Below are 21,398 nucleotides of genomic sequence, written 5' to 3' on the forward strand. Positions count from 1 at the left end.
GCAAAAACTTTCGGCTGCACCCGGGGAAATCTGTGGTAGCCCTTCGGGCAGGCCATACGGGGATGACAAAAGCAAGAAGCCCAGGTTGGGTTGTGTCCGTCCCGGCGGACTGCCACTCGCCGGCTACGCCGAAGAGCCCGCCCGGCGGGCCGACGACCTGCTGCTTGGTTGTGCAGGTGACTTGCCGGCTTTGCCGAAGGAGGTCCGCTGTGGGAGGTGTTGGGCCGTCCGGGCGGTTTTCGAGTGATCACCGCTTGGGGCGGGAACGGAGTCGATGATGCGGCTCCGGGGAGGCGGTCGTGCGGTGGCTTCTGGTCGGGTTGGTGGTCGTGGTTCTCGGCGGCTGCGGTGGGGTGGGGGCTCGGCCTGCCGACGGGCCGAACGTGCTCGTCACCATGGGGTTCGGGTTGCCCGACGAGCACGCCACGGCCCGGGTCGCGGTGTTCCGCTCGGCCAATCCCGGAGTGGACGTCCGGATCAACGAAGGGGCGTTCGACGAGCAGCAGTTCCTCTCCGCCGTGGCCGCCGGGGACCCGCCCGACCTCGTCTACGCCGAACGGCGCAAGCTGGGGAGTTACGCGGCTCGGGGCGCGGTGGTGAGCCTGGATGACTGCGTTCGTGCGCACGGGGTCGATCTCGGTGCGTTCCGGGAAGCCGCGCTGCGCCAAGTCACCCACGACGGCCAGGTCTACGGGTTGCCCGACTTCGCCACGGTTCGGGTGCTGATCCTCAACAACCCCGTGCTGCGGGCCGCCGGGGTCGAGTCGCTGTCCACAGCGGACTGGGCCGGCCTGGCGGACACCACCGCGTTGCTGGCTCGGCCCCGCCACATCGCGTTCGACCCGAAAGTCCCCGAGTTCCTCCCCCTCTGGGCCAAGGCGAACGGCGTGGACATCGTCGGCAGCCGGCTGGACGACCCCCGGGTCGTGGAGGCGGTCCGGTTCACGACCGACCTCGTGCGGCGGCAAGGGGGTTGGGCGTCGTTCAAGGCCCTGCGGGACACGTTCGACCAGTTCGGGGCGCAGAACGCCTTCGTGACCGGGCAGGTGGCGGCGATGCCGATGGAGTCCTGGTACCTCAACACCCTCGCCACCAACTCGCCCGACGTGGACGTGACCATCGCGCCCTTCACCGACCGCCGCGGCGAGCCGTTGACCGAGTCCTCGGGCCAGGCCTGGGCGATCCCGAAGGGCGCGCGTCACCCGGAACTGGCGTGTCGGTTCCTGGTCACGATGACCGCCGCCGACACCTGGGTCACGGCGGCGACGGCGCGGCGGGATGCGTTGGCGGCCAAGGGGAGGCCGTACGGGGGGACGTTCACCGGGAACCGGGTGGCGGACGAGCGGATCTTCCGGGACGTGTTCGACCCGAAGGGGAACCGCATCCTGGAGCGTGCTGTACCGCAGGTGCTCGCGTTGCAGGACAAGGCGTTCGCGCTCCCGCCCAGCCCGGCGGCCAGCGAGCTGGTCCGGGCCTGGGAAGGCGGGGTGAACCGGGTGCTCACCGGGCGGCAGAGTCCGGAAGAAGCGATGGCACAGGCTCAGCGGGAGGCTGAAAAGGCGCTTCGACGGGTGGGGTCCCGGTGAAGGGGCGGGCGGGGTGGCTGTTCCTGTTGCCGTGGATCGTCGGGTTCCTCGCGTTCACGGCCGGGCCGATGGTGTTCAGCTTGTGGCTGTCGTTGCACCACTACGACATGCTCAAGCCGCCGCAGTACATCGGACTGGACAACTACCGGGAAGCGTTGACGGACGAACGGGTCGGGACGGCGTTGGGCAACACGCTGTTCTTCACGGCCCTCCACGTGCCTGCTCAGGTGGTGCTGGCTCTGGCCCTAGCCGGGTTGCTGCGGCGGGCCGGGCGGGCGGCGGGGTTCTTCCGGACAGTGGTGTACCTGCCGGTGATGACGCCGCCGGTCGCGTTGGCGGCGTTGTTCCTGTTGCTGCTCAACGGGCAGCACGGGGCGATCAACGCGTTCCTGGGGTGGTTCGGGTTCACCGGGCCGAACTGGACCACCGACCCGGTGTGGATCAAACCCGGGCTGGTCGTGATGAGCCTGTGGACCGTGGGCAGTACGGCGGTGCTGTACCTGGCGGCGCTGACGCGGGTGCCGTTGGAGCGCTACGAAGCCGCGCGGCTGGACGGGGCGAGTGCGTGGCGGCAGTTCTGGCACATCACGCTGCCGGGCATCAGCGGAACGGTGTACTTCACGGTGGTGGTCAACACGATCGCCTCGCTCCAGGTCTTCACCGAGGCGTACACGATGTTCTTCGGCGCGCGCGGCCAGCAGTCCGGTGAAGGGGACGCGGCGCTGTTCTACGTGATCCACCTGTTCCGGGAGGCCTTCGAATCGCTGCGGATGGGGTACGCCTCGGCGCTGGCGTGGGGGTTGTTCGTGGTGATCGCCCTGGTCACGGCCGTGCAGGTGCGGTTGTCGCGGCGGTACGTGCACTACGAAGGCGAGCAGGGATGAAACGGGTCGCGGTGTGGTCGGGGCTGCTCGTCGTCGCGGTGGCGTTCGGGTACCCGTTCTGGTGGCTGGTCAGCGCGTCGCTGAAGGACCGGCCGCACGTGTTCGACAACGCGTTGCTGCCCTCGCCGTTCACGCCGGGCAACTACGTCGAGGTCTGGCGCGCGGTGCCGTTGCTGACGTGGACCTTCAACAGCGTGGCCGTGGGGGTCGCGGCGGCGTTGGCGGCGACGGCGGGGAGCGCCGTGGTGGCGTTCGGGTTCGCGATGTTCCGGTTCCGCGGGCGCGACCTGTTGTTCGGCGTGGTGCTGGCGACGATGATGCTGCCCGGTGCGGTGACGATGGTGCCGGTGTACCTGGAGTGGCACGCGCTGGGCCTGGCGACCACCCAGGTCCCGCTGTGGGCGCAGAACCTGTTCGGGTCGGCGTTCTACATCTTCCTGCTGCGCCAGTTCTTCCTGGCCCTGCCGCGCGAGGTGTTCGACGCGGCCCGGGTGGACGGGGCGAGCGCGTGGCGGCTGTTCACCAGCATGGCCGTGCCGCTCGCCCGGCCGGGGCTGATCGTCGTCTTCGTGTTCGAGCTCAAGGCGGCCTGGACGGACCTGGTCAAACCGCTGATCTACCTGCGCGACCCCGCCCTCTACACCCTGCCGCGCGGGCTGAAGACCGTGCTGGACCGATTCGGCGAGGGTGGTGAGGCGCAGTGGGAGCTGGTGCTGGCGGCGAGCACCGTGGCCACCGTGCCGATGGTCGCGTTGTTCCTGGTGGCGCAGCGTTACTTCGTGCGGGGCACGGTGACGCAGCACGTCGAGTGACGCCCGACTTCGCCGTTGTGCTGCACTTCGGAGGCTCGGCGTGTTATGACTGCGCGCAACCGGACACTGGGGGAGTGCCATGGACGACAGCGGCAGCAGCTCGTCGAGCGGTGACAGCTCGTCGAGCTACGACTCCGGGTACGAGTCGGGGTACGACTCGGGGCCGGATGAGCGGTTCGACCAGGCCGACGCGTACTTCGACCAGAACGGCGGGTACGACTACGACTCCCAGCCCGGTTACTACGGCCACCGCCCCCATGACCCGTACGGCCACCAGGGGCACGTCAGCCACCACGGCTCGTCCCACCACGTCCACCACTTCCACCACCGGTCCGGACGCCGGCGCGGGATGAGCCTCGCGGGCGCGCCGGGGTGGGTGCAGGCCTTCGTGTGGATCGGGGTGATCCTCGTGGTCGCCGGGATGGGCCTGTTCTTCTTGGAGATGGTGTCCGCGATGAGCTCCTTCGGGGACACCGTGAGCAGCCCCGGTCCGTTCGGCACGACCGAGACCTACTCCAGTCGGCGGTCGGGGCCCGACACGTCGAACGTCGGCGGCGCCTTCGGACTGATCTTCGTCGGGTTCGTGCTCGCCGCGATCGGCGCCATCGGGAACGCCTCCTCGCGGCGCTGAGCGATCAGACCGCGCAGTGCAGCGGACCGCCGTGGTAGGCGATGGCGTCGCCCAGGGCGGCGGCGATGTCGACGTCGGTGCCGCGCTGGTCGGCGAACGCGCGGTGCAGGTTGAGCACCAGGCGTTCGCCGTCCGGCCACGCCGCGAACTCGCCCGGGTCCGCCTCCCTGGCCGCCTCGAGCGGGGTCAGGCCCCGGATCAGGGCGGACTCGGCGGTGGTGGCCACGAACTCGTAGTAGCGGGCGTGGGCGTCGAGCACGTCGGTCCACCGCTGACCGTCCACGAGCGGGCCGTGGCCCGGCACGACCACCAGCGGGTCGAAGGTGCGCAGCCAGTCCACCGACTTCAGCGCGCCGGCCAGGGAGCCCATCGCGATCAGCGGCGTCACGCCGTGGAAGACCAGGTCGCCGGTGAACAGCACGCGGTCCTCGGGCAGCCACGCCACCGCGTCACCCACGGTGTGCGCGGCGAAACCGGGGTGTCGCACGACGATCGGCTTGTCGCCCGCGTGCAGGGTGATCTCGTCGCGGAACGTCAACGTCGGCGGGCGCACGGCGTCGATGCCCCAGTCGGGCGTCGGTGACCACACCGGTGGCGTGTTGGCCAGGATGAAGTCGGCCAGCACGCCCTGGCGGGTCAGCTCGTGCGCCGCGATGACCGTGGACGACGGGAGCAGGGCGTTGCCGTAGACGTGGTCGCCGTGCAGGTGGGTGTTCACCGCGACCTTCACCGGCGCGCCACCGGTCGCCGCCGACACCGCGTCCAGGAAGGCCTGCGTCCGCCGCCGCGTCGCGCACGTGTCGACCAGCACGACCTCGCCGCCCGCGTGCACCGCGCCGGCGTTGTTGATCCACCACGTGCCGTCCGCCTGCACCCACGTGTGCACGCCGGGCGCGACTTCCCGAAGCTCGGTCATGCCGCGCAACCTATCGAACGCGCGCGTACACCGGACGTGCCCCGTTGACGTTGAACAGCAGCGAGTACACCGACGTGGTGGCGGTGATGAACAGCCGGTTCCGCTTGGGGCCGCCGAAGCACACGTTCGACACCACCTCCGGCACGCCGATCTTGCCCAGGAGCGTGCCGTCCGGGTGGATGCAGTGCACGCCGTCGCCGGCCGCCGCCCAGATCCGGCCCTGTTCGTCCAGCCGGATGCCGTCGAACTGGCCGGCCGTGCACCGTGCGATCTCCTCGCCGCCGCGCAGCTTCTCGCCGTCGACCTCGAAGGCGCGGATGTGGTTGCGCCGGGTGTCCACGACGTAGAGCCGGGTGCCGTCGGGGGAGAACGCCAGCCCGTTGGGGCGCTCGAAGTCGTCGGCGACGACCCGGACGTCCCCGGTCGCCGGGTCCACCCGGTAGACGTGGCACGCCCCGATCTCCGACTCGGCGCGGACGCCTTCGTAGTCGCTGAGGATGCCGTAGGGCGGGTCGGTGAACCACACGCTGCCGTCGTCGGCGACCACGACGTCGTTGGGGCTGTTGAACCTCTTGCCGTCCACCCGGTCGGCGAGCACGGTGGTCGAGCCGTCGTGCTCGGTGCGCACGACCCGCCGCGTGCCCTGCTCGCAGGTGATCACCCGGCCCTGGGCGTCGAGCGTGCGGCCGTTGGCGTAGTCGGCCGGGGCGCGGAAGACGCCGACGTGCCCGGTGGTCTCGTCCCAGCGCAGGACGCGGTCGTTGGGGATGTCGCTGAACAGCAGGTACCGGCCGGCGGGGACGTACGCGGGGCCTTCGGTCCACTTGTTGCCGGTGTGCAGGCGCTCCAGCAGGTCGTCACCGAAGATCAGCAGCCGCTCGTCGAACGACTCCACCTTGGTCGGAATGACATCCACGTCTGACTCCTTTGCGCCGAACGTCGTCTGGTGATGAGCCTATAGTGGTTGATGGCATCTGGTGAAGGAGTGGGAGATGGACGACACTGATCGCGCGGTGCTGGCCCTGCTGCGGGAGGACGCGACCCTGTCCTACGCCGCGCTGGGGGCGCAGGTGGGGCTGTCGGCGGCGGCGGCGCACGAGCGGGTGCGCAAGCTGCGGGAGCGCGGCGTGATCCGGCGGACCACGATCGACATCGACCCGGTGGCGCTCGGGTTGGACGTGCTGGCGTTCGTGTTGGTGGACTCGTCGGCGTGGGTCGGGTCGCCGGCGACGGCGGACGCGCTGCGGGCGTTGCCGGCGGTGGAGGAGGCGCACATCGTGGCGGGGCGGGCGTCGCTGCTGCTGAAGGTGCGCACGGCCGGCACGCGCGAGTTGCAGGGGGTGCTGCGGGAGGTGCACGAGATCGCCGGGGTGTCCGGGACGAACGCGATCGTGGTGCTGGAGACGTGCTTCGAGCGCTCGGCGGACCCGGGGTCGGTCTGAGGGTCGGGCTGGGGTGGTCCCGTGCGGGCGCCTCGCCCGGGACCACCCGCGGTCAGCCGATCGTCGTCGTGGTGATGACCGGGTTCGGGTCGGGGTGGCGCCTTCACACGCCGATCCGGCCCCACGGACCCCAGATCGCGAACGTCATCCCGCGCGACGCCTGGATGTTGACGAACAGGGTGTGCCCGTCCGGGCTGAAGGTGGACCCGGCGAACTCGTCGTTGAACCTCGGCGTGCCGGAGCCGCTGACCAGGCGGTTGAGGGCGATGTCGAACAGCTGCCCGTCCCGGGTCAGACCGCGCAGGTAGTTGTCGTTGACGCCGTCCTCGCAGACCACCAGGGTGCCGCGCTTGCTGGTGGTGACGTTGTCGGGGAAGTCGAGCACGTCCGGGCCGGGGGACTGGTAGAGCAGGGTCAGCACGCCGGAAGTCGTGTCGTAGCCCCAGATCTGGCCGGTGCCGTTGCCGTAGCCGGTGGCCGTGTCCGGGCCGGTCTCGGCGGGGCCGCCGCCCTGCGTCGAGGTGAAGTACACGACGCCCCGGTCGTAGGCCGAGCCTTCGAGGCGGGAGAACATCGCCGCGCCCTGCGCCTGGCCCTGCGCGGCGACGTGGTTGAGCGCGGTGTCGTTCGTGGTCGGCGCGGCTTGACCGGGCGTGTACGGGAAGGTCGGGGCGGGGTCGTCGATGTCCACCCACTCCGTCTCGTAGCTGGTGCCCGTGGGCTGCGCGGCCTCGAGGTGGGCGTTGGGGACGCCCTTGACCTTCAGCATCTGCAACCGGCCGTGGTTGTCCAGCCGGCCCGTGGTCATCGGGTGGTGGCGGGGCCGGTAGCGGTAGAAGCCCGAGGCGAAGCCGAAGTTGTCCTCGGTCAGGTACAGGTGTCCGCCCGCCGGGTCGAACGCGACCGACTCGTGCGCGAACCGCCCGGCCGCCGTGATCGGCTCCCGGTCGGACTCCCCGTCCGCGGGCACCTCGAAGACGAACCCGTGCCGCTGGGTGAGGGCCACGTTGGGCGCGCCGGTGAAGTCCGGGCCGACGTCCGGGCCGTTGACCGTCTCCTCGCAGGAGATCCAGGAGCCCCACGGCATCCGGCCGCCCGAGCAGTTCATCATCGTGCCGTTGAGGCTGGTGCGGGCGTGCCGGACTTCGCCGTACCGGGTCACCTCGACGGTGGTGCAGCCGGCTTGGGCGGCGGTGTCGTAGGCCTGACCGGGGTCGCCGAACGCCTTGCCCGGCCCGTTGAGCTCGTGGTTGCGCACGAGCAGGTAGTTGCCGTTGCCGGCGCGGAAGGCGCCCATGCCGTCGTGGCGTCCGGGCAGGACGGTCTGGCCGTCCAGCACTACCGTGGACTCCGTGTCGTGGAACGACCGGTACTGGAACCCTTCGGGCAGCCACAACCGCACCGCCCCGTCACGCAGGTCGGGGACGGGCCCGAGCACGTTGGCACGGGCGGGTTCGGCGGCGGCCCGGTTCAGGAACCCGGCGAACGGCCCACCCAACAACGCCCCGGCCACGGCACCACGCAAAACGGTCCGACGATCCATCGCCGCATCGTCCGCCCACCCCCGCCACCCCGCAACCGGAGGCCCTGGGTCACCCCGAGGCCCTGGTCACCCGCGAGTCCCTGGCTCACCCCGAGGTCCGCAGCACCGCGGGGTCGAACCGGCGGGTCGCCTTGGCCACCGCCGCCTCGCGCATCGGCCGCGGCCCGGTGATCCGCGTCATCGCCATCCCGATGTCGCTCAGCAGGGCTTTGAGGCTGGTCGATTTCGGGCTGCGGTCGTCCCAGTAGGTGTCGAAGCGGCTCATCGTGCTCGCGAGGCGGATCAGGTGGACGCCCAGCACGGCCTTGGCGCGCAGCACCTCGCCGACCTCGGACTGGAAGACCAGCCCTGCCAGGTCGTCCTCGGTGGCCTGCCCGTCCACCAGCGTGTGCAGCTCCCACAGCGGCGTGATGTCCGGGTCGTCCGAGCCCGCCGCCCGCACGGCGGCCGTGGTGGCGTGCCGCAGGTCGTGCCGGATCACGTGGGAGACGAGGTCGACCATCGTCAGCGGTGCGTTGCTCCGGCGTTGGAGCTCCACCGCCATGCGCGCGGTGCGCAACAGGTCCCGTGGCAGGCCGCCAGACCACGCGTGGCAGAACATCGCGATCAGCGGGGCGAAGCCGGCCGCCCGCGCGGTGACCACGGAGACCGACTCGTCCAGGGTGAGGGGTTCCGCCCGCACGACGACGTCGAAAGCGGAGTCGAACGCGTCGCGCGCGGGCAGGCCGCGTTGTTCGAACGCGGCGAGCGCGTCGGTGGACACCGCGACCACGAAGTGCACGCCCTGGATGTGGAACAGGTCCTTGAGCTCGTTGACGACGGACACCAGGCTCTCGGGCTTGTCGAGCTTGTCCAACTCGTCCACGCAGATCACCAGCTTGTCGTCACGGTGGCCGGCGGCGAACAACGTGAGGAGTTCGCGCAGTTCCATCACCAGGTCCGCGTGCGACATCGCACGGCTCTTGTGCTTGACGGAGTCCTCGTCCGCGGTCTCGAACACCGACCACAGCTTGACCGTGTTCTTGCTCGTGGCACCGTGCTCGACCTCCCACTTGAGCAGGTGCTGGATCCGCCGTGCCTGGCGGACGTCGGCGGCGCCGGGCTCGGCGACCGGGGTGAGGGCGTTGACGGCGCTGTAGACCAGGCCGGTCGCCGAGAACGTGAGCAGGCCGAGGCTGATCGCCAGGTAGAAGTCGATCGGGGTGCTGTCCCAGCTCAGGTCGAGCAGACGGAACAGGGCGATGGACAGGCCCACGAGACCCACGGCGGTGGAGAAGGCCGTCCGGGTGCGGCGGACCCGTTCGCCGGTGCGGCCGACCGGCTTGCCCGCGATGACGTTCGCGACCTCGGACAGCAGCCGGCGGATGAACTCGCCCTCGTCGTACTTGACCGGTGCCGGGAAGAAGACCGGGTGGCGCGACAACCGCTCGTCCTTGCGCAGCGCCCGCATCACGGTCGACTTGCCCGAGCCCCGCGTGCCGGCCAGACCGATCGCGGACGACTCGTGGCTGGTGATGAAGTCCCGGACGTAGTCGACCGTGGCCGAGGGGGTGATCACCGAGGTGTCCAGCTCGACCAGGCGCGGCGCGCGGGTGGGGAAGGCGACGATGCCGCGCGGGCCGAGCTCCTCGTTGATCGCGGTCGTGACCGTCTCGGTGACGGCGGCCCGCAACTCCCGGTCGTAGGCGGCCTCGGCCCGGTCGGCTGCTCGGGACCGGAGGACGAACGCCCTGCGGGTGATCGAGCGGACCGTGACGGCCGCGACAAGCATCAGGAGGCCGGTCATTGCCGTGATCAGGGTCCACGACACGGCGGCGGGCAGCGTCCGGGGCAAGGAGTACCAGCACAGGACGAACGCGGTCGCGGCGAAGGCCAAGGCGACGATGCTCATGGCCCGCCCGATGCGCATCATCCGGCGCCGGAGCTCCAGCTGTTGCCGCTCGGTCGCGCGTGCGTTCCGAAGGGGTCGGAGGCGGTCTTCCAGGGTGGGGTGTCCCCGTCGCACCCGTTCGGAGAGGCTGGCCTGGTGGTCCGCGTAGTGGGCGAACTCCGGCGACGAGAACAGCTCCGCGGTGGTGCGGGTGATCTCGTCCGCTAAGTCCGGGTTCACGGCAGGTCGCGGAGGAGGTCGGTGAGGCGGGTGACGGTCTCGGGGCCGATGCGGGTGGCCAACGCGCGTTCGTGGGCGGCGGCCAGGGATTCCAGGCGGTTCAGCTTGGTGCGGCCCAGGGGGGAGACGTGGACCGACACCCGGCGGCGGTCCTCCTCGGACTGGGTGCGGTACAGCAGGGCCGAGTCGACCAGCGCGTCCACCACGCGGGTCAGGGTCGGGTGGGGGATTTCCAGGGCCGCGGCCAGCTCGCCCATCGAGCGTTCCTCGGCGGCCAGGGCGCGCAGCACCCGCCACTGGTCGACGGTGCAGCCCTCCTCCTCCAGCACCGTCCCCAGGTCGCGGACCAGGGCGCGCTGGGCGCGGGTCAGCAGGTCGACCAGGTCCGCGCCGGCCACTCGGGTACCGCGCTGACCAGCCATGACGTGCCCTTCGCCGGGGAGGTTGGACACCGAGCATACTGTGGCGCCCATGGACTCCACGGCGGTCGTGCGCGACCGGGTCGAGGTCGCGGTGGCCGGGCCGGACCCGGGGGTGCTGCGGCTGGGGCTGCTGCTGCCGTTGTCCGGTGCGCTGGGGTTGACCGGGCCGTCCGGGCTGTCGGCCGCCTCGCTCGCGGCCACCGAGGTGAACGCGGCGGGCGGTGTGCGCGGGCGGCGGGTGGAGTTGGTGTTGCTCGACGCGGGGCGTGCGCCGCGTGAGGTGGCGGCGGACGCCGTGGGGATGCTCGGGCTGGTCGACGCGTTCGTGGGCTTCCACACCAGCGATGTGCACCGCGCCCTGGAGGTCGCCCTGGGCGGACGGGTGCCGTACGTGTTCACCCCGCCGCACGAGGGCGGGACGCGCCTGCCGGGCGTGGTGCTGCTCGGGGAGTCACCGGGTCGACAGCTCGCCCCCGCCGTCCGGTGGCTGGTGGCGCGGCGCGGGCTGCGGCGCTGGGCGTTGGTGGGCAGTGACTACATCTGGCCGCGCGCGGTGCACCGGGCCGTGTCGGCGATCGTGCGCGCGGTGGGTGCGGAGGTGGTGTGGGAGCGGTTGGTGCCGTTCCCGGAGCCGGGGATCGACGCCGAGCGGATCGTGGCCGGGCTGGCGCGGGCGGGGGCGGAGGCCGTGGTGGTCAGCCTGGTCGGTCGTGAACTGGCCCGGTTCAACCGCGTGTTCGCCGCGTCGGCGTTGGCGCAGCGGGTGGTGCGGTTGTCGGGCGCGCTGGAGGAGAACGTCCTGCTGGCCACCGGCGGCGACGACACCGGCGAGTTGTACGCGGCCATGCGGTCGTTCGCGGGTCAGGGCGACGACCGGCGGATCGCGTTGGCCGAGCGCTACCGGGCGTTGTTCGGCGGTGGCGCCCCTGTGCTCGACGTCTACGCCGAAGGCTGTTACGACGGCGTGCTCCTGACGGCGGCGTTGGCCGCGACCGGCGGGCTCACCGCCTCGAAAGCGCAGGTGGAGGCCGCCCGGCTGCTCGCCGATCCGCCGCGCGGGGCGTGGCCGGTCGGGTCGCTGGGCGCGCCGAGCCCGGGCGGTTTCCTCGCCCGCGCCGATGGCCTGGACCTCACCGTGATCACCCGGTTCTGAGGCACCAAGATCTTTCCGAGTGGAACCTTTTCATCCGGAAGTACTACGTCTAGGCTTCGCCGCACTGTCGCGTGGCGAGGAGGACGGCGATGAGCCAGGACACGGACCTGGAGCGCTATGGCTACACCCAGGAACTGCGGCGCTCGCTGGGTTTTCGCGACCTGCTGGTCTACGGGTTGATCTTCATGGTGCCGATCGCCCCGTTCGGCATCTTCGGCGGCGTGTTCCAGGGCTCGGGCGGGATGGTCGCCCTGACCTACGTCATCGGCATGGTCGCCATGCTGTTCACCGCCAACTCCTACGCGCAGATGTCCAAGGCGTTCCCGCTCGCCGGCTCGGTCTACACCTACGCGGGCCGCGGCATCGGCGCGCCGGTCGGGTTCCTGGCCGGGTGGATGGTGCTGCTGGACTACGTCCTGGTGCCCGGCCTGCTCTACCTGATCGCGGGCGTGGCGATGAACTCGCTGGTGCCGGCCGTGCCGGTGTGGCTGTGGCTGGTGGCGTTCGTGCTGCTCAACACCGCGGTCAACTACCTGGGCATCGAGATGACCGCGCGGGTCAACCGGATCATGCTGGTGGCCGAACTGGTCGTGCTGGCGGTGTTCGTCGTGATCGGCGTGGTCGCGGTGGCCCAGGGCAAGGGGCGGGGCTTCAGCTTCGACGCGTTCTACACCGGCGAGACCTTCTCCTGGCCGCTGGTGCTCGGCGCGGTGTCCATCGCGGTGCTCAGCTTCCTGGGCTTCGACGGGATCTCGACCCTGGCCGAGGAGAACCGCGAGTCCGCACGGGCGATCGGCCGGTCGATGGTGGCCGCGCTGGTGCTGGTCGGTGTGCTGTTCGTGGTGCAGACCTGGGTGGCGGCGATGCTCGTGCCCGACGCCCAGGCCCTGCTCACCGAGGGCGACCCGGGCGGCACGGCGTTCTACGACGCGGCGCGCGTGGCCGGTGGCGAGTGGTTGGCCGTCCTGACCGCCGTGGCGACCGCGGTGTCCTGGGGGTTCGCCAACTCGCTGGTCGCGCAGGCGGCGACCTCGCGGCTGCTGTTCGCCATGGCTCGCGACCGCAGCCTGCCCCGGTTCCTGGCCAAGGTGCACCCGACCCGGCGTGTGCCGGTCAACGCCACTCTGTTGGTCGCCGGGGTGTCCCTGGTTCTGGGGTTGTACATGCAGTCCCGTGAGGACGGCATCACGTTGATGAGTTCGCTGGTGAACTTCGGCGCGATGATCGCGTTCCTGCTCCTGCACGTGGCCGTGGTGGTGCACTACGTGGTCCGGCAACGCAGTCGGGACTGGTGGAAGCACCTGATCGCGCCCGTGATCGGGTTCGCCGTCCTCGCCTTCGTCGTGGTCAACGCCAAGCTCGCCGCGCAGACCAGCGGACTGGTGTGGCTCGGCCTCGGGGTGGTCTTGATGGTGGTCCTGCTCGCGACGGGCCGCGGCCTGCGCCTGTCCGGGCTCGGCGGGACGGAGGAGGAGAAGTGAGCATCGAGGTCGTGCGCCTGGATCCCGAGCGGTACGCCTACGCGTTCGGCGGGCAGGAGCCGCTGCTGACCGTGCGGCCGGGCACCGTGGTGGAACTGTCCACAGAGGACTGCTTCGGCGGAGCGGTGCGGACCGTGGACGACCTGCCCAGCCGGGTGTGCACCTTCCCCTACCTGAACCCGGTGACCGGTCCGATCGCCGTCGAGGGCGCGGAACCGGGTGACGCGGTGGCGGTGCACTTCGTCGACATCCGCCCGGCTCGCGACTGGGCCGTCTCCACCACCTTCCCGCACTTCGGCGCGCTGACCGCGACCCACACCACCGCCATGCTGCACGACGCCCTGCCCGAGCGGGTGTGGCTCTACGACGTGGACGTGGACCGGGGGGTGTGCCGGTTCCACGCCCGGAGCAGCGAGTTCGAGGTGGAGCTCCCGCTGGACCCCATGCACGGCACGGTCGGCGTCGCGCCCGCCGCCGGCGAGGTGCTGATGAGCATCAGCCCCGGCGCGCACGGCGGGAACATGGACACCCCGGAGCTGCGCGCGGGCACCACGGCGTACTTCCCGGTCAACGTGCCCGGCGCGCTGATCTCCCTCGGCGACGGCCACTGCCGCCAGGGCGAGGGCGAGGTCTGCGGCACGGCGGTGGAAGCGGCGATGTCCACCGTGGTCGTGGTGGACCTGGTCAAGGGCGCGGCCCCGGCCTGGCCCCGCCTGGAGAACGACGACCACCTGATGAGCACCGGCTCGGCCCGCCCGCTGGAGGACGCCTTCCGCATCAGCCAGCACGACCTGGTGGGCTGGACTGCCCAGCTGCTGGGCCTGGACGTGCTCGACGCCTACCAGTTGGTCAGCCAGGCGGGCCTGGCGCCGGCGGGCAACGTGGTGGACACCAACTACACCATGGTGGCCAAGCTGCCGAAGCTCCTTCTGGGGAACGCCACCGCGTACGACGGGATCCACGCGCGCCTGCGCGAGACGGCGAGCCGTTATCTGGCCGAACGCTGAAGCTGTTCGCCCGTCGCCCGGTGGACGGCGGCGGCGTAGGCGCGGTGGAGCTCGTGGGCCATCGTCTTGCCGGCGGCGGCGAACAGCTCCTCGTACAGGGCCGGGCCGGTGTTGACGTCCACGACCATCGGGCGTCCTTCGTGGCAGATCACGTCGAACCCGACCAGCGGCAGGTCGAATGCGCGGCGTGCGGCGTGCAGCAGGCCGGTGTGGGACGGCGGCACCTCCTGGTACCGGACGCTGCCGCCGCCGCGCCCGGCGTCGTAGACCTTCCACGCCGTGTCGTTCCACCGGGCGTGGCGGTCGCCGTCCTTGCGGAAGCCGTAGGCGATCTCGCCGCCGACGAACGTGACGCCCAGCCAGTCGTGCGGGCTGTTGGGGTAGAAGCGTTCCAGCAGGAAACTGCGCCCGGAGGCCGCCTGCGAGACCCCGCGCACCCGCGTCTCGGTCGTCTCCGCGTCGATGTAGCCGACGATGTCGCGCAGGGTCGTGAAGCTGTCGATGAACGTGACGCCCCACCCGAAACACCCCCGGCGCGGCTTGAGCACCGCACACCCCCACTCGGCGAGCGCGGGCTCGGCGGCCTCGACGTTGCGGGCGCTGACCAGGACGCTGTCCGGCACGGCCACACCCGCGCGGTCGAGGGTCAGGTACGCCCAGTGCTTGTCGAACGCCACGGCGACCTGCTCGGGATCGGGGATGACGAGGGTGTCGCGGTTGAGCGTGAGCAACGCGTCCAGGTCGTAGCTGCCCGGTTTGCGCGCGAAGTCGACGTGCCAGAGGTAGACGTCCAGGTCGCTCAGGCAGACGTCACCGCAGTAGACGCGCCCTCGCCGGATGTGGGACTCGCGGAAGTCCAGCCCGTGCACGACCTCCCACCCGGGCGTCTGTTCCAGCAGCCCCAGGAGCACCGCGTGCTCGTCGGGCGCGATGACACCCCCGCCGTCCGCTTTGGCGGGGAGGAACGTCCCGACTGACAGCATCGTCACCTGCCTCCACAGGCGACGGTACCGAGGCTGCGGTCCGGCCGAGGCGGTGCGGGACGTCCGAACGCCCAAGTGCACCTGAAAGTGTCTACCTCACCCGTCGGTCGGGTCAGTCGAGGTGGACGGCGTCCGCCATCGCGCGATAGCCGGCGTCGTTGGGGTGCGGGTGGTCGCCGCTGTCGAAAGCGGGGTCGAGGGCGTCGGTGTCGGCCTGCCAGGCGAGGACGCGGTCGAAGTCGACGACCTCGTCGTAGACGCCGCTGGTGCGGACCCAGGTGTCGACCTCGTCGCGCTTGGCCTCGGCGAGCGGGGTGTGGTGGCGGGAACCCTTCATGGGTGGCATGGTGCCGCCGATGACCCGCAGGCCCCTGGCCCGTGCTCGGCGGACCAACTCCCGGTGCCCGGACTTGACCTCGGCCGCCGACACCTCCGTGTACGGGGCGGCCGGCGGGTTTCGCTCATGCCGATGTCGTTGACGCCGACCAGCACGACGACGGCACCCACGCCGGGCCGGCCGGGCACGTCGCGGTCGAACCGGACGGTCGCCCGCTCGCCGAGCCAGGCCGAGTCGACGGTCACTCGGTTGCCGTCGATGCCCTGGTTGAGCACGGTCGGTGCCGCGAGGGCGGTCCCGGTGCCGGCGGAGACCACGGCGAGGACCGCGAGAGCGGCTGCTGTCCTTTGTGGATTCACAGGTCGACGTCCTCACTTCGCGGTTCGGGTTCCGCGGATGGCGATGGTGATCACGAGCAGGAACGCGACCAAGGCGGTCAGGGTGCGTGCGACGTTGAACATCTCCCACCGCTGGAGCTGCACGGCGTAGTCGGCGGGTGGTGTGGTCACCGCCCACTCCTTGATCCGGCCGTTGATCGGCACGTTGCCCAGGCGGGTGATCAGGAACGACGCAACCGCCAACGCGCCGGCCGCACCCGCCAGGTACCGGTGGGTGCCCCGGACGAGGACGGCGAGGGCGAGCGAGCTGAGCGCGGCCAGGGCCATCGTGGTCTGCATGACGGGGCCGTTCATCCGCATGAGCGCCGAGTGGAAGGTCAGGCGCACGTCGAGCGGCACCACGTTGAACGTCGTCGCCACGTTGACCGCGCCGTAGCCGAAGGCGCCCGAGAGCAGGCCGGTGGACAGCAGGGCGAGGCCGGTGACCAGGCGGACGAGCATGGGGTTCTCCTTGTGGGGCACGGGTTCAGGGGGTGGCCGCCGCGGCGGCGATGTCGGCGAGCATGCGGGTGCGCCGCTCCGGGGAGATGACCCGGCCGCCGGTCAGGACGGTGTGGACGCGGGTGGTGTTGCGGATGTCGGCCAGCGGGTCGGCGTCGAGCACCACGAGGTCGGCGAGCTTGCCGGGCGTCACCGTGCCGAGCCGGTCGTCCAGGCCGAGCATGCGGGCCGGTTCGACGGTCGCGGCCCGCAGCGCCTCCAGCGGCGTCAGCCCGGCGCGCACGAGCGCGGCGAGTTCGTCGTGCAGGCTGAACCCCGGGACGACGAACGGCAGGTCACCCGCGTCGGTCCCGGCGACGACCGGCACGCCCGCGCGGGCGAGTTCGCCCACGAACGCCAGCCGGCGCTCGAACAAGGTACGCCGCTGAGCGGCTTCCTCCGGTGTCCAACCGGCTTTGACGACGTTCTCCAGCGCCCAGCGCCACCCTTCCACCACCGCCGCCGGCACGTACGCCAACCGGTCGTCGTCCGGCACGACCTCGTCGGGCCGGTCCAACACCCCGTAGACCACGAGCGTGGGGACGACCCGGGTGCGGTGGCGGACCAGCGCGGCCGACACCTCCGCCGCCTTGGACGCGCTGTAGCTGCCGACGGCGTCCCACTCCAGCCGGTGGACCTCGTGCAGCCACGTGACGAAGTCGCAGCGCTCGATCGTGAGCCCGGCGATCCGGGCGCGCAGCTCCTCCTCGCGGGTGGAGGCGCCGTACCAGGTCGAGTAGAGGTGTTCGACGCTGTACTGACCCGACGCGGCGACCGTGTCGAGCGGGACCGCGTCGGGGCAGTGCCCAGCGAACGGCATCCGCTGCCGGCGGGCCTCGTCGGCGATCGCGCGGTGCAGGTCCCCGGACAGGCGCGAGTAGACCTTCACGAAATCGGCACCGTCGCGCCCGGCCTCCCGGACCGCGTTCCGCGCCTGTTCCTCGGTGGCCACCTCGACGAAGGTCGCCGGGGCGCCGATGGTCGGCGCGCCGTCGACGATCCGGGACGCGACGAGGGACCGCGGCCCGAGCAGCTCGCCGCGGTCGACCCGGTCCCGCCACTGGCGCAGCAGCGGGGTGCCGGACATCTCCCGCACCGAGGTGATGCCGTTGACCAGGTACAGCGGTGGGGAGATCCGCTCGTCGGGGAAGCTGTGGACGTGGGCGTCCCACAGGCCGGGGATCACGAACTTCCCCTCCAGCGCGAGGACTTCCGCACTGGCCGGCACGGGCACGTCGTGTCCTGCCGCGACGATGCGATCACCGCGGACGACAACGGTCGCATCGCGCTCGGGCGGGTCGCCGGTGGCGTCGATGACGGTGACACCGGTCAGCGCGAGAACACCTGCTCTTAACTCTGACATGCCGTCAAACTTAACGAGCGCTGCTAGAGTTGACAAGGTGTCAGAGATAACGCCTCCTCGGCGGCGACGACGCCGTTCCGACGCCGATCGCAGCGCCGGTGCGATCCTGGCCGCCGCGAAGGAAGTGCTCGGCGCACAACCCACTGCGAGCGTGGAGGACATCGCGGCGGCGGCGGGCGTGAGCAGGCAGACCGTCTACGCCCACTTCAAGACCAGGGAAGACCTCATCGCCGCGGTGGTCGACGTGATCACCGGCGAGGCGGTCGCCGAGATGGACGCCGCGCGCCTCGACGAGGGCTCCGCGGCCGACGCGCTGCTGCGCCTGCTCGACGCGAGCTGGCGGACCATGCAGCGCTACCCGCTCCTGCTGAGCGTCGCTGCCGCTGCCCGGGACTCCGACCACGCCAGGCACCGGCCCGTGGTCGGCCACCTCGACCGGCTGCTCACCCGCGGCCGGCTGTCGGGGGAGTTCGCCGACGACGTCCCCGTCGAGTGGCTCGCCGGCGCGGTCGTCGCCCTCGGGCACGCCGCCGGGGAGGCCGTGCACGCGGGCCGCATGACCCTGTCGGAGGCCACCGCGGCGCTCGCCCGGAGCGCATTGCGCGTCTGCGGTGTCGATCCCGCGACGACCGCCGACCCGAGTGCCGGGACCTGACCTCAGAACGTGGCGATCGGGTTGACCGGGCTGCCCGACGCGCCGGCCAGGCGGACCGGTGCCACCGCGAGCTGGAAGTCCCACTGGCCGAGTTCGGCGGCGGTCGTCGCGCACGCCTCCAGGTCGCAGTTGTCCAGCAGCCACAGGCCCATCGCGACCAGGCCCACGGCGTGCACCGGCATCAGCACGTCGGCGTACCCCGAGGGCTGCACGTCCTGAGGGCTGTCCGCGCCGATCAGGGCGACTTCGCGGTCGCGCAGCCACGGCAGGCAGGACGCGTGCCACCCCGGCTGCGTGAAACCGCCGACGCCACCGGACTCGTGTCGGACGCGGCCGTGGCCGGTGCGCAGGAGCACCGCGTCGCCGGGACGGACCCGCACGCCCTGGCGGCGTTCGGCCTCCTCCAAGTCCTCGGGGAACACGCCCTGCCCCGGCTCCAGCCACGGCACGTCACGCACCGCCGCGACGTCCAGCAGGACGCCCCGCGTGACGATCCCGTTCGCCGCCGCCGTGACGGCCGCCCACGCCGATCCCGTCCCGGTGTCGACCAACGAGTGCGGCCGGCCGTTGTACATGGTGCCGTCCCAGTAGATGTGGCACGGCGAGTCGACGTGGGTGACGGTGTTGCCGTGGAAGGTGAGGCCGAGCCGTTCGGTGGAGAACCCCCAGCGCCGGTCGTTGCGGAACTCCGGCGGCATGTTCTCGGCACCGGGCATGTCGGCGGCGCGCGGGCACGTCGTGGTCGACCGTTCCACCTCGCCCGGGACGGTGATCTCCCACGCGCACGACACGCTCCTGCCGTGCCGCACGGCCCGCGCCGCGGCCAGTCGGACGTCGTCGGTGATGTGGTTCAGGATGCCGAGTTGGTCGTCGTCGCCCCACCGCCCCCAGTTGGACAGCGTCTCGAAGTACCCGAGAACGTCTTCCTGCGTGGGGAGGGATCGCCCGGCCGTCATCGAAGCAGGCTACGACACCCGGCACGCGCGAGGCGGGGCCGCGCGGGGGTCAAGCGCTTGATTGCCGCACCAGCCCCTTGAACGGGCGCAATGCGATCAACTAGCCTCGGTTCAGTCGAAGCGCTTCGATACACCGCCTGGGAGGCGTGATGCCCGCTTTCGTCCGTGACGCCGGTGGTCTGGAGCTGCGCACGCCGCAGGAAGTCCTGTGGATCGAGCCGTGGGGGCCGGACGCCGTGCGGGTGCGCGCGGCCGTCGACGCGATCGACCCCGACCTGCCCGGCGTCCTCGACGCGGTGGCCCCGCCCGCGCCGGAGGTCGAGCAGGTGCTGCTCGGCGACGGCTCGGCCCGGCTGGTCAACGGCAAGCTCGCCGTCGAGGTGGACCCGAGCGGGAAGATCCGGTTCGTGCACGCCGTGACCGGTCGTGAGCTGCTCGCGGAGAAGCTGCCGCACATCGCCTACACCGGGCCGCGGGTCTTCTCGCCGCGCGCCGACGGCGGTTACCAGCTCCAGCAGTACTTCGCGGCCTACGACGACGAGCGGATCTTCGGCCTCGGTCAGAACCCGAACGGGCGGCTGGACCAGAAGGGCGTGGTGGTCGACCTCGTGCAGGCCAACACCACCGCCCCGATCCCGTTCCTGCACTCCTCCCGCGGCTACGGCCTGCTGTGGCACAACCCCGCCCTGGGCCGCGTCGAACTGGGCGCCGACACCACCCGCTGGGTCGCCGACTCGACCACCCAGCTCGACTACTGGATCATCGCGGGCGACACCCCCGCCGACATCACGGCCGGCTACGTCGACGTCACCGGGCACCCGCCGTTGCTGCCGGAGTGGGCCAGCGGGTTCTGGCAGTCGAAGCTGCGCTACCGCGACCAGGAGGAACTGCTCGCCGTCGCCCGCGAGTACGCCCGGCGCGGCCTGCCGCTGTCGGTCATCGTCTGCGACTTCTTCCACTGGCCGCACATGGGCGACTGGCGCTTCGAACCCGACGAGTGGCCCGACCCGGCGGCGATGGTGGCGGAGCTGGAGTCGCTCGGCGTGAAGCTCGCGGTCTCCGTGTGGCCGACCGTGGAGCCGAGCAGCGACAACCACGACGCCTTGCGCACGGACGGCCTGCTGGTCCGCGACGCCCACGGCGGGCTGCTCACCGCGCACCTGCCCTCCCGCGAGCCCGGCCCGGCCTACCAGCCGATGGCCCACTACGACGCCACCCACCCCGACGCGCGCCGGTTGCTGTGGCAGGAGCTGCGCGAGCACTACCACGCGCACGGGATCAGCCTGTTCTGGCTCGACGCCTGCGAACCGGACGTGCCACCGCACCTGGCCGCCCGCGCCGTCTACGCCGCCGGTCCGGGCGCGCAGGTGGCCAACCTCTACCCGCTGCTGCACGCCCAGGGCGTCGCCGACGGCCTGCGGTCGGTCGGCGAGGACCGCCTGCTGACGCTGATCCGCAGCGCGTGGGCGGGCAGCCAGCGCCACGGGGCCGCGCTGTGGTCCGGCGACATCCCCACCACCTTCGCCTCGCTGGCCACCCAGGTCCGGGCCGGTCTGAACGTGGCGCTGAGCGGCATCCCGTGGTGGAACACCGACATCGGCGGCTTCCACGGCGGCGACCCGGACGACCCGGCCTACCGCGAGGTCCTGGTCCGGTGGTTCCAGTACGGCACGTTCAGCCCGATCATGCGGCTGCACGGCGACCGCGCGCCCAACCAGCCGTTCAGCACCTCGATGAGCGGCAACGTCAACGAGGTGTGGTCCTACGGCGAGGAGGCGTACGAGATCCTGGTCGCCCACCTGCGGTTGCGCGAACGCCTGCGGCCCTACCTGGCCGAGCTGTCCGAGGCCGCCCACCGCACCGGTGCCCCGCCCATGCGCCCGCTGTTCTTCGACTTCCCCGATGACGAGCGGGCCTGGGCGGTGGAGGACCAGTTCCTGCTCGGGCCGGACGTGCTCGTCGCGCCCGTCACCGAGGCCGGGGTGCGTTCCCGGCCCGTGTACCTGCCGGCGGGCACGCGGTGGCGGGACGCGGAAACCGGCGCCGGCCACGACGGCGGCACGACTGCGGAGGCCGCCGCACCGCTCTCGCGCATCCCCGTCTTCGTTCGCGAAGGCGCCGCGGTCGCCGAAGCCTTCACCGCGTGATTGTTTTTGCGCCCAGGTCAATTGAGGCTCTTTCTTTGTAACCGCTTACATCGCCCGATGGCCCTCCGCTGACCAGGTCCGATCCGCCCCTA

20 protein-coding genes are annotated in these 21,398 nt (G+C 71.4%); 10 read left to right on the top strand and 10 right to left on the bottom strand.

Going from position 1 to position 21,398, the window contains the following annotated elements; translation table 11 throughout:
* Positions 1-299 precede the first annotated feature (299 nt).
* The 4 genes from DFJ66_RS01830 (at position 300) to DFJ66_RS01845 (ending at position 3,913) form a co-directional block, all read left to right on the top strand.
* On the top strand, positions 300-1,586 hold the full coding sequence (locus DFJ66_RS01830; RefSeq protein ID WP_170199076.1) for an ABC transporter substrate-binding protein: 1,287 nt from the start codon (positions 300-302) through the stop codon (positions 1,584-1,586).
* Positions 1,583-2,470 carry a carbohydrate ABC transporter permease gene (locus DFJ66_RS01835; protein ID WP_246029524.1) on the top strand — a complete coding sequence of 296 codons (888 nt, stop codon included), beginning with the start codon at positions 1,583-1,585 and terminating at the stop codon, positions 2,468-2,470. The genes DFJ66_RS01830 and DFJ66_RS01835 overlap by 4 nt, the downstream gene beginning before the upstream one ends.
* Positions 2,467-3,282 (top strand): carbohydrate ABC transporter permease, encoded by an 816-nt coding sequence (locus tag DFJ66_RS01840; RefSeq protein WP_121217320.1) that lies wholly within the window; start codon positions 2,467-2,469, stop codon positions 3,280-3,282. Before DFJ66_RS01835 ends, DFJ66_RS01840 begins: the two co-directional genes overlap by 4 nt.
* Before the next feature lie 79 nt (positions 3,283-3,361).
* Positions 3,362-3,913: a hypothetical protein gene (locus DFJ66_RS01845; protein WP_121217322.1), complete on the top strand. Its 552-nt coding sequence runs from the start codon at positions 3,362-3,364 to the stop codon at positions 3,911-3,913.
* Between the two features lie 4 nt (positions 3,914-3,917).
* On the opposite strand, the gene DFJ66_RS01850 is transcribed toward DFJ66_RS01845, so the two are convergent.
* Both DFJ66_RS01850 and DFJ66_RS01855 read right to left on the bottom strand, forming a co-directional pair.
* On the bottom strand, positions 3,918-4,829 hold the full coding sequence (locus tag DFJ66_RS01850) for an MBL fold metallo-hydrolase (protein ID WP_121217324.1): 912 nt from the start codon (positions 4,827-4,829) through the stop codon (positions 3,918-3,920).
* Positions 4,830-4,839: 10 nt separating this feature from the next.
* Positions 4,840-5,745: an SMP-30/gluconolactonase/LRE family protein gene (locus DFJ66_RS01855; protein WP_121217326.1), complete on the bottom strand. Its 906-nt coding sequence runs from the start codon at positions 5,743-5,745 to the stop codon at positions 4,840-4,842.
* Between the two features lie 76 nt (positions 5,746-5,821).
* On the opposite strand from DFJ66_RS01855, the gene DFJ66_RS01860 reads away from it, so the two are divergent.
* Positions 5,822-6,271 carry an Lrp/AsnC family transcriptional regulator gene (locus DFJ66_RS01860; RefSeq protein ID WP_121217328.1) on the top strand — a complete coding sequence of 150 codons (450 nt, stop codon included), beginning with the start codon at positions 5,822-5,824 and terminating at the stop codon, positions 6,269-6,271.
* A 103-nt stretch (positions 6,272-6,374) separates the two neighbouring features.
* Here the strand turns inward: DFJ66_RS01860 and DFJ66_RS01865 are convergent, their stop codons facing one another.
* From DFJ66_RS01865 to DFJ66_RS01875, 3 genes are all read right to left on the bottom strand, one after another.
* Positions 6,375-7,814 carry a PhoX family protein gene (locus tag DFJ66_RS01865; protein ID WP_121217330.1) on the bottom strand — a complete coding sequence of 480 codons (1,440 nt, stop codon included), beginning with the start codon at positions 7,812-7,814 and terminating at the stop codon, positions 6,375-6,377.
* Positions 7,815-7,899: 85 nt separating this feature from the next.
* A complete protein-coding gene (locus DFJ66_RS01870) occupies positions 7,900-9,924 on the bottom strand; it encodes a P-loop NTPase fold protein (protein WP_121217332.1) in 2,025 nt (674 codons plus the stop codon).
* On the bottom strand, positions 9,921-10,376 hold the full coding sequence (locus DFJ66_RS01875) for a MarR family winged helix-turn-helix transcriptional regulator (protein ID WP_246029525.1): 456 nt from the start codon (positions 10,374-10,376) through the stop codon (positions 9,921-9,923). The genes DFJ66_RS01870 and DFJ66_RS01875 overlap by 4 nt, the downstream gene beginning before the upstream one ends.
* 19 nt (positions 10,377-10,395) lie before the next feature.
* Here DFJ66_RS01875 and DFJ66_RS01880 point away from each other — a divergent pair, with 19 nt between their 5' ends.
* From DFJ66_RS01880 to DFJ66_RS01890, 3 genes are all read left to right on the top strand, one after another.
* Complete coding sequence (locus tag DFJ66_RS01880) at positions 10,396-11,499, top strand: substrate-binding domain-containing protein (RefSeq protein ID WP_121217334.1); 1,104 nt, start codon at positions 10,396-10,398, stop codon at positions 11,497-11,499.
* An 89-nt stretch (positions 11,500-11,588) separates the two neighbouring features.
* Positions 11,589-12,980, top strand: a complete 1,392-nt coding sequence (locus DFJ66_RS01885; protein ID WP_121217336.1) for an APC family permease — start codon at positions 11,589-11,591, stop codon at positions 12,978-12,980.
* Complete coding sequence (locus tag DFJ66_RS01890; RefSeq protein WP_121217338.1) at positions 12,977-13,987, top strand: acetamidase/formamidase family protein; 1,011 nt, start codon at positions 12,977-12,979, stop codon at positions 13,985-13,987. Before DFJ66_RS01885 ends, DFJ66_RS01890 begins: the two co-directional genes overlap by 4 nt.
* On the opposite strand, the gene DFJ66_RS01895 is transcribed toward DFJ66_RS01890, so the two are convergent.
* The 4 genes from DFJ66_RS01895 to DFJ66_RS01910 all read right to left on the bottom strand — a co-directional run bounded on the left by DFJ66_RS01895 (position 13,969) and on the right by DFJ66_RS01910 (position 17,548).
* Entirely contained in the window at positions 13,969-14,970 is a 1,002-nt protein-coding gene (locus DFJ66_RS01895) for an ATP-grasp domain-containing protein (RefSeq protein ID WP_121230507.1), read from the bottom strand. The genes DFJ66_RS01890 and DFJ66_RS01895 overlap by 19 nt on opposite strands.
* A gap of 112 nt (positions 14,971-15,082) precedes the next feature.
* The gene (locus tag DFJ66_RS45550) at positions 15,083-15,307 is read right to left on the bottom strand and encodes an SGNH/GDSL hydrolase family protein (protein ID WP_147459150.1); all 225 of its coding nucleotides are present in this window, start codon (positions 15,305-15,307) and stop codon (positions 15,083-15,085) included.
* A 371-nt stretch (positions 15,308-15,678) separates the two neighbouring features.
* A complete protein-coding gene (locus DFJ66_RS01905; protein WP_121217342.1) occupies positions 15,679-16,146 on the bottom strand; it encodes an anthrone oxygenase family protein in 468 nt (155 codons plus the stop codon).
* 25 nt (positions 16,147-16,171) lie between these two features.
* A complete protein-coding gene (locus DFJ66_RS01910; protein ID WP_170199078.1) occupies positions 16,172-17,548 on the bottom strand; it encodes an amidohydrolase family protein in 1,377 nt (458 codons plus the stop codon).
* A gap of 37 nt (positions 17,549-17,585) precedes the next feature.
* Here DFJ66_RS01910 and DFJ66_RS01915 point away from each other — a divergent pair, with 37 nt between their 5' ends.
* The gene (locus tag DFJ66_RS01915) at positions 17,586-18,203 is read left to right on the top strand and encodes a TetR/AcrR family transcriptional regulator (RefSeq protein ID WP_246029526.1); all 618 of its coding nucleotides are present in this window, start codon (positions 17,586-17,588) and stop codon (positions 18,201-18,203) included.
* 2 nt (positions 18,204-18,205) lie between these two features.
* On the opposite strand, the gene DFJ66_RS01920 is transcribed toward DFJ66_RS01915, so the two are convergent.
* Positions 18,206-19,159 (bottom strand): cyclase family protein, encoded by a 954-nt coding sequence (locus DFJ66_RS01920; protein WP_121217348.1) that lies wholly within the window; start codon positions 19,157-19,159, stop codon positions 18,206-18,208.
* A gap of 149 nt (positions 19,160-19,308) precedes the next feature.
* Between DFJ66_RS01920 and DFJ66_RS01925 the strand changes: the two genes are divergently transcribed.
* The gene (locus DFJ66_RS01925; protein ID WP_121217350.1) at positions 19,309-21,306 is read left to right on the top strand and encodes a glycoside hydrolase family 31 protein; all 1,998 of its coding nucleotides are present in this window, start codon (positions 19,309-19,311) and stop codon (positions 21,304-21,306) included.
* Positions 21,307-21,398: the final 92 nt, after the last annotated feature.

The sequence above is a fragment of the Saccharothrix variisporea genome, assembly GCF_003634995.1.
GTDB classification, from domain to species: Bacteria; Actinomycetota; Actinomycetes; order Mycobacteriales; family Pseudonocardiaceae; genus Actinosynnema; species Actinosynnema variisporeum.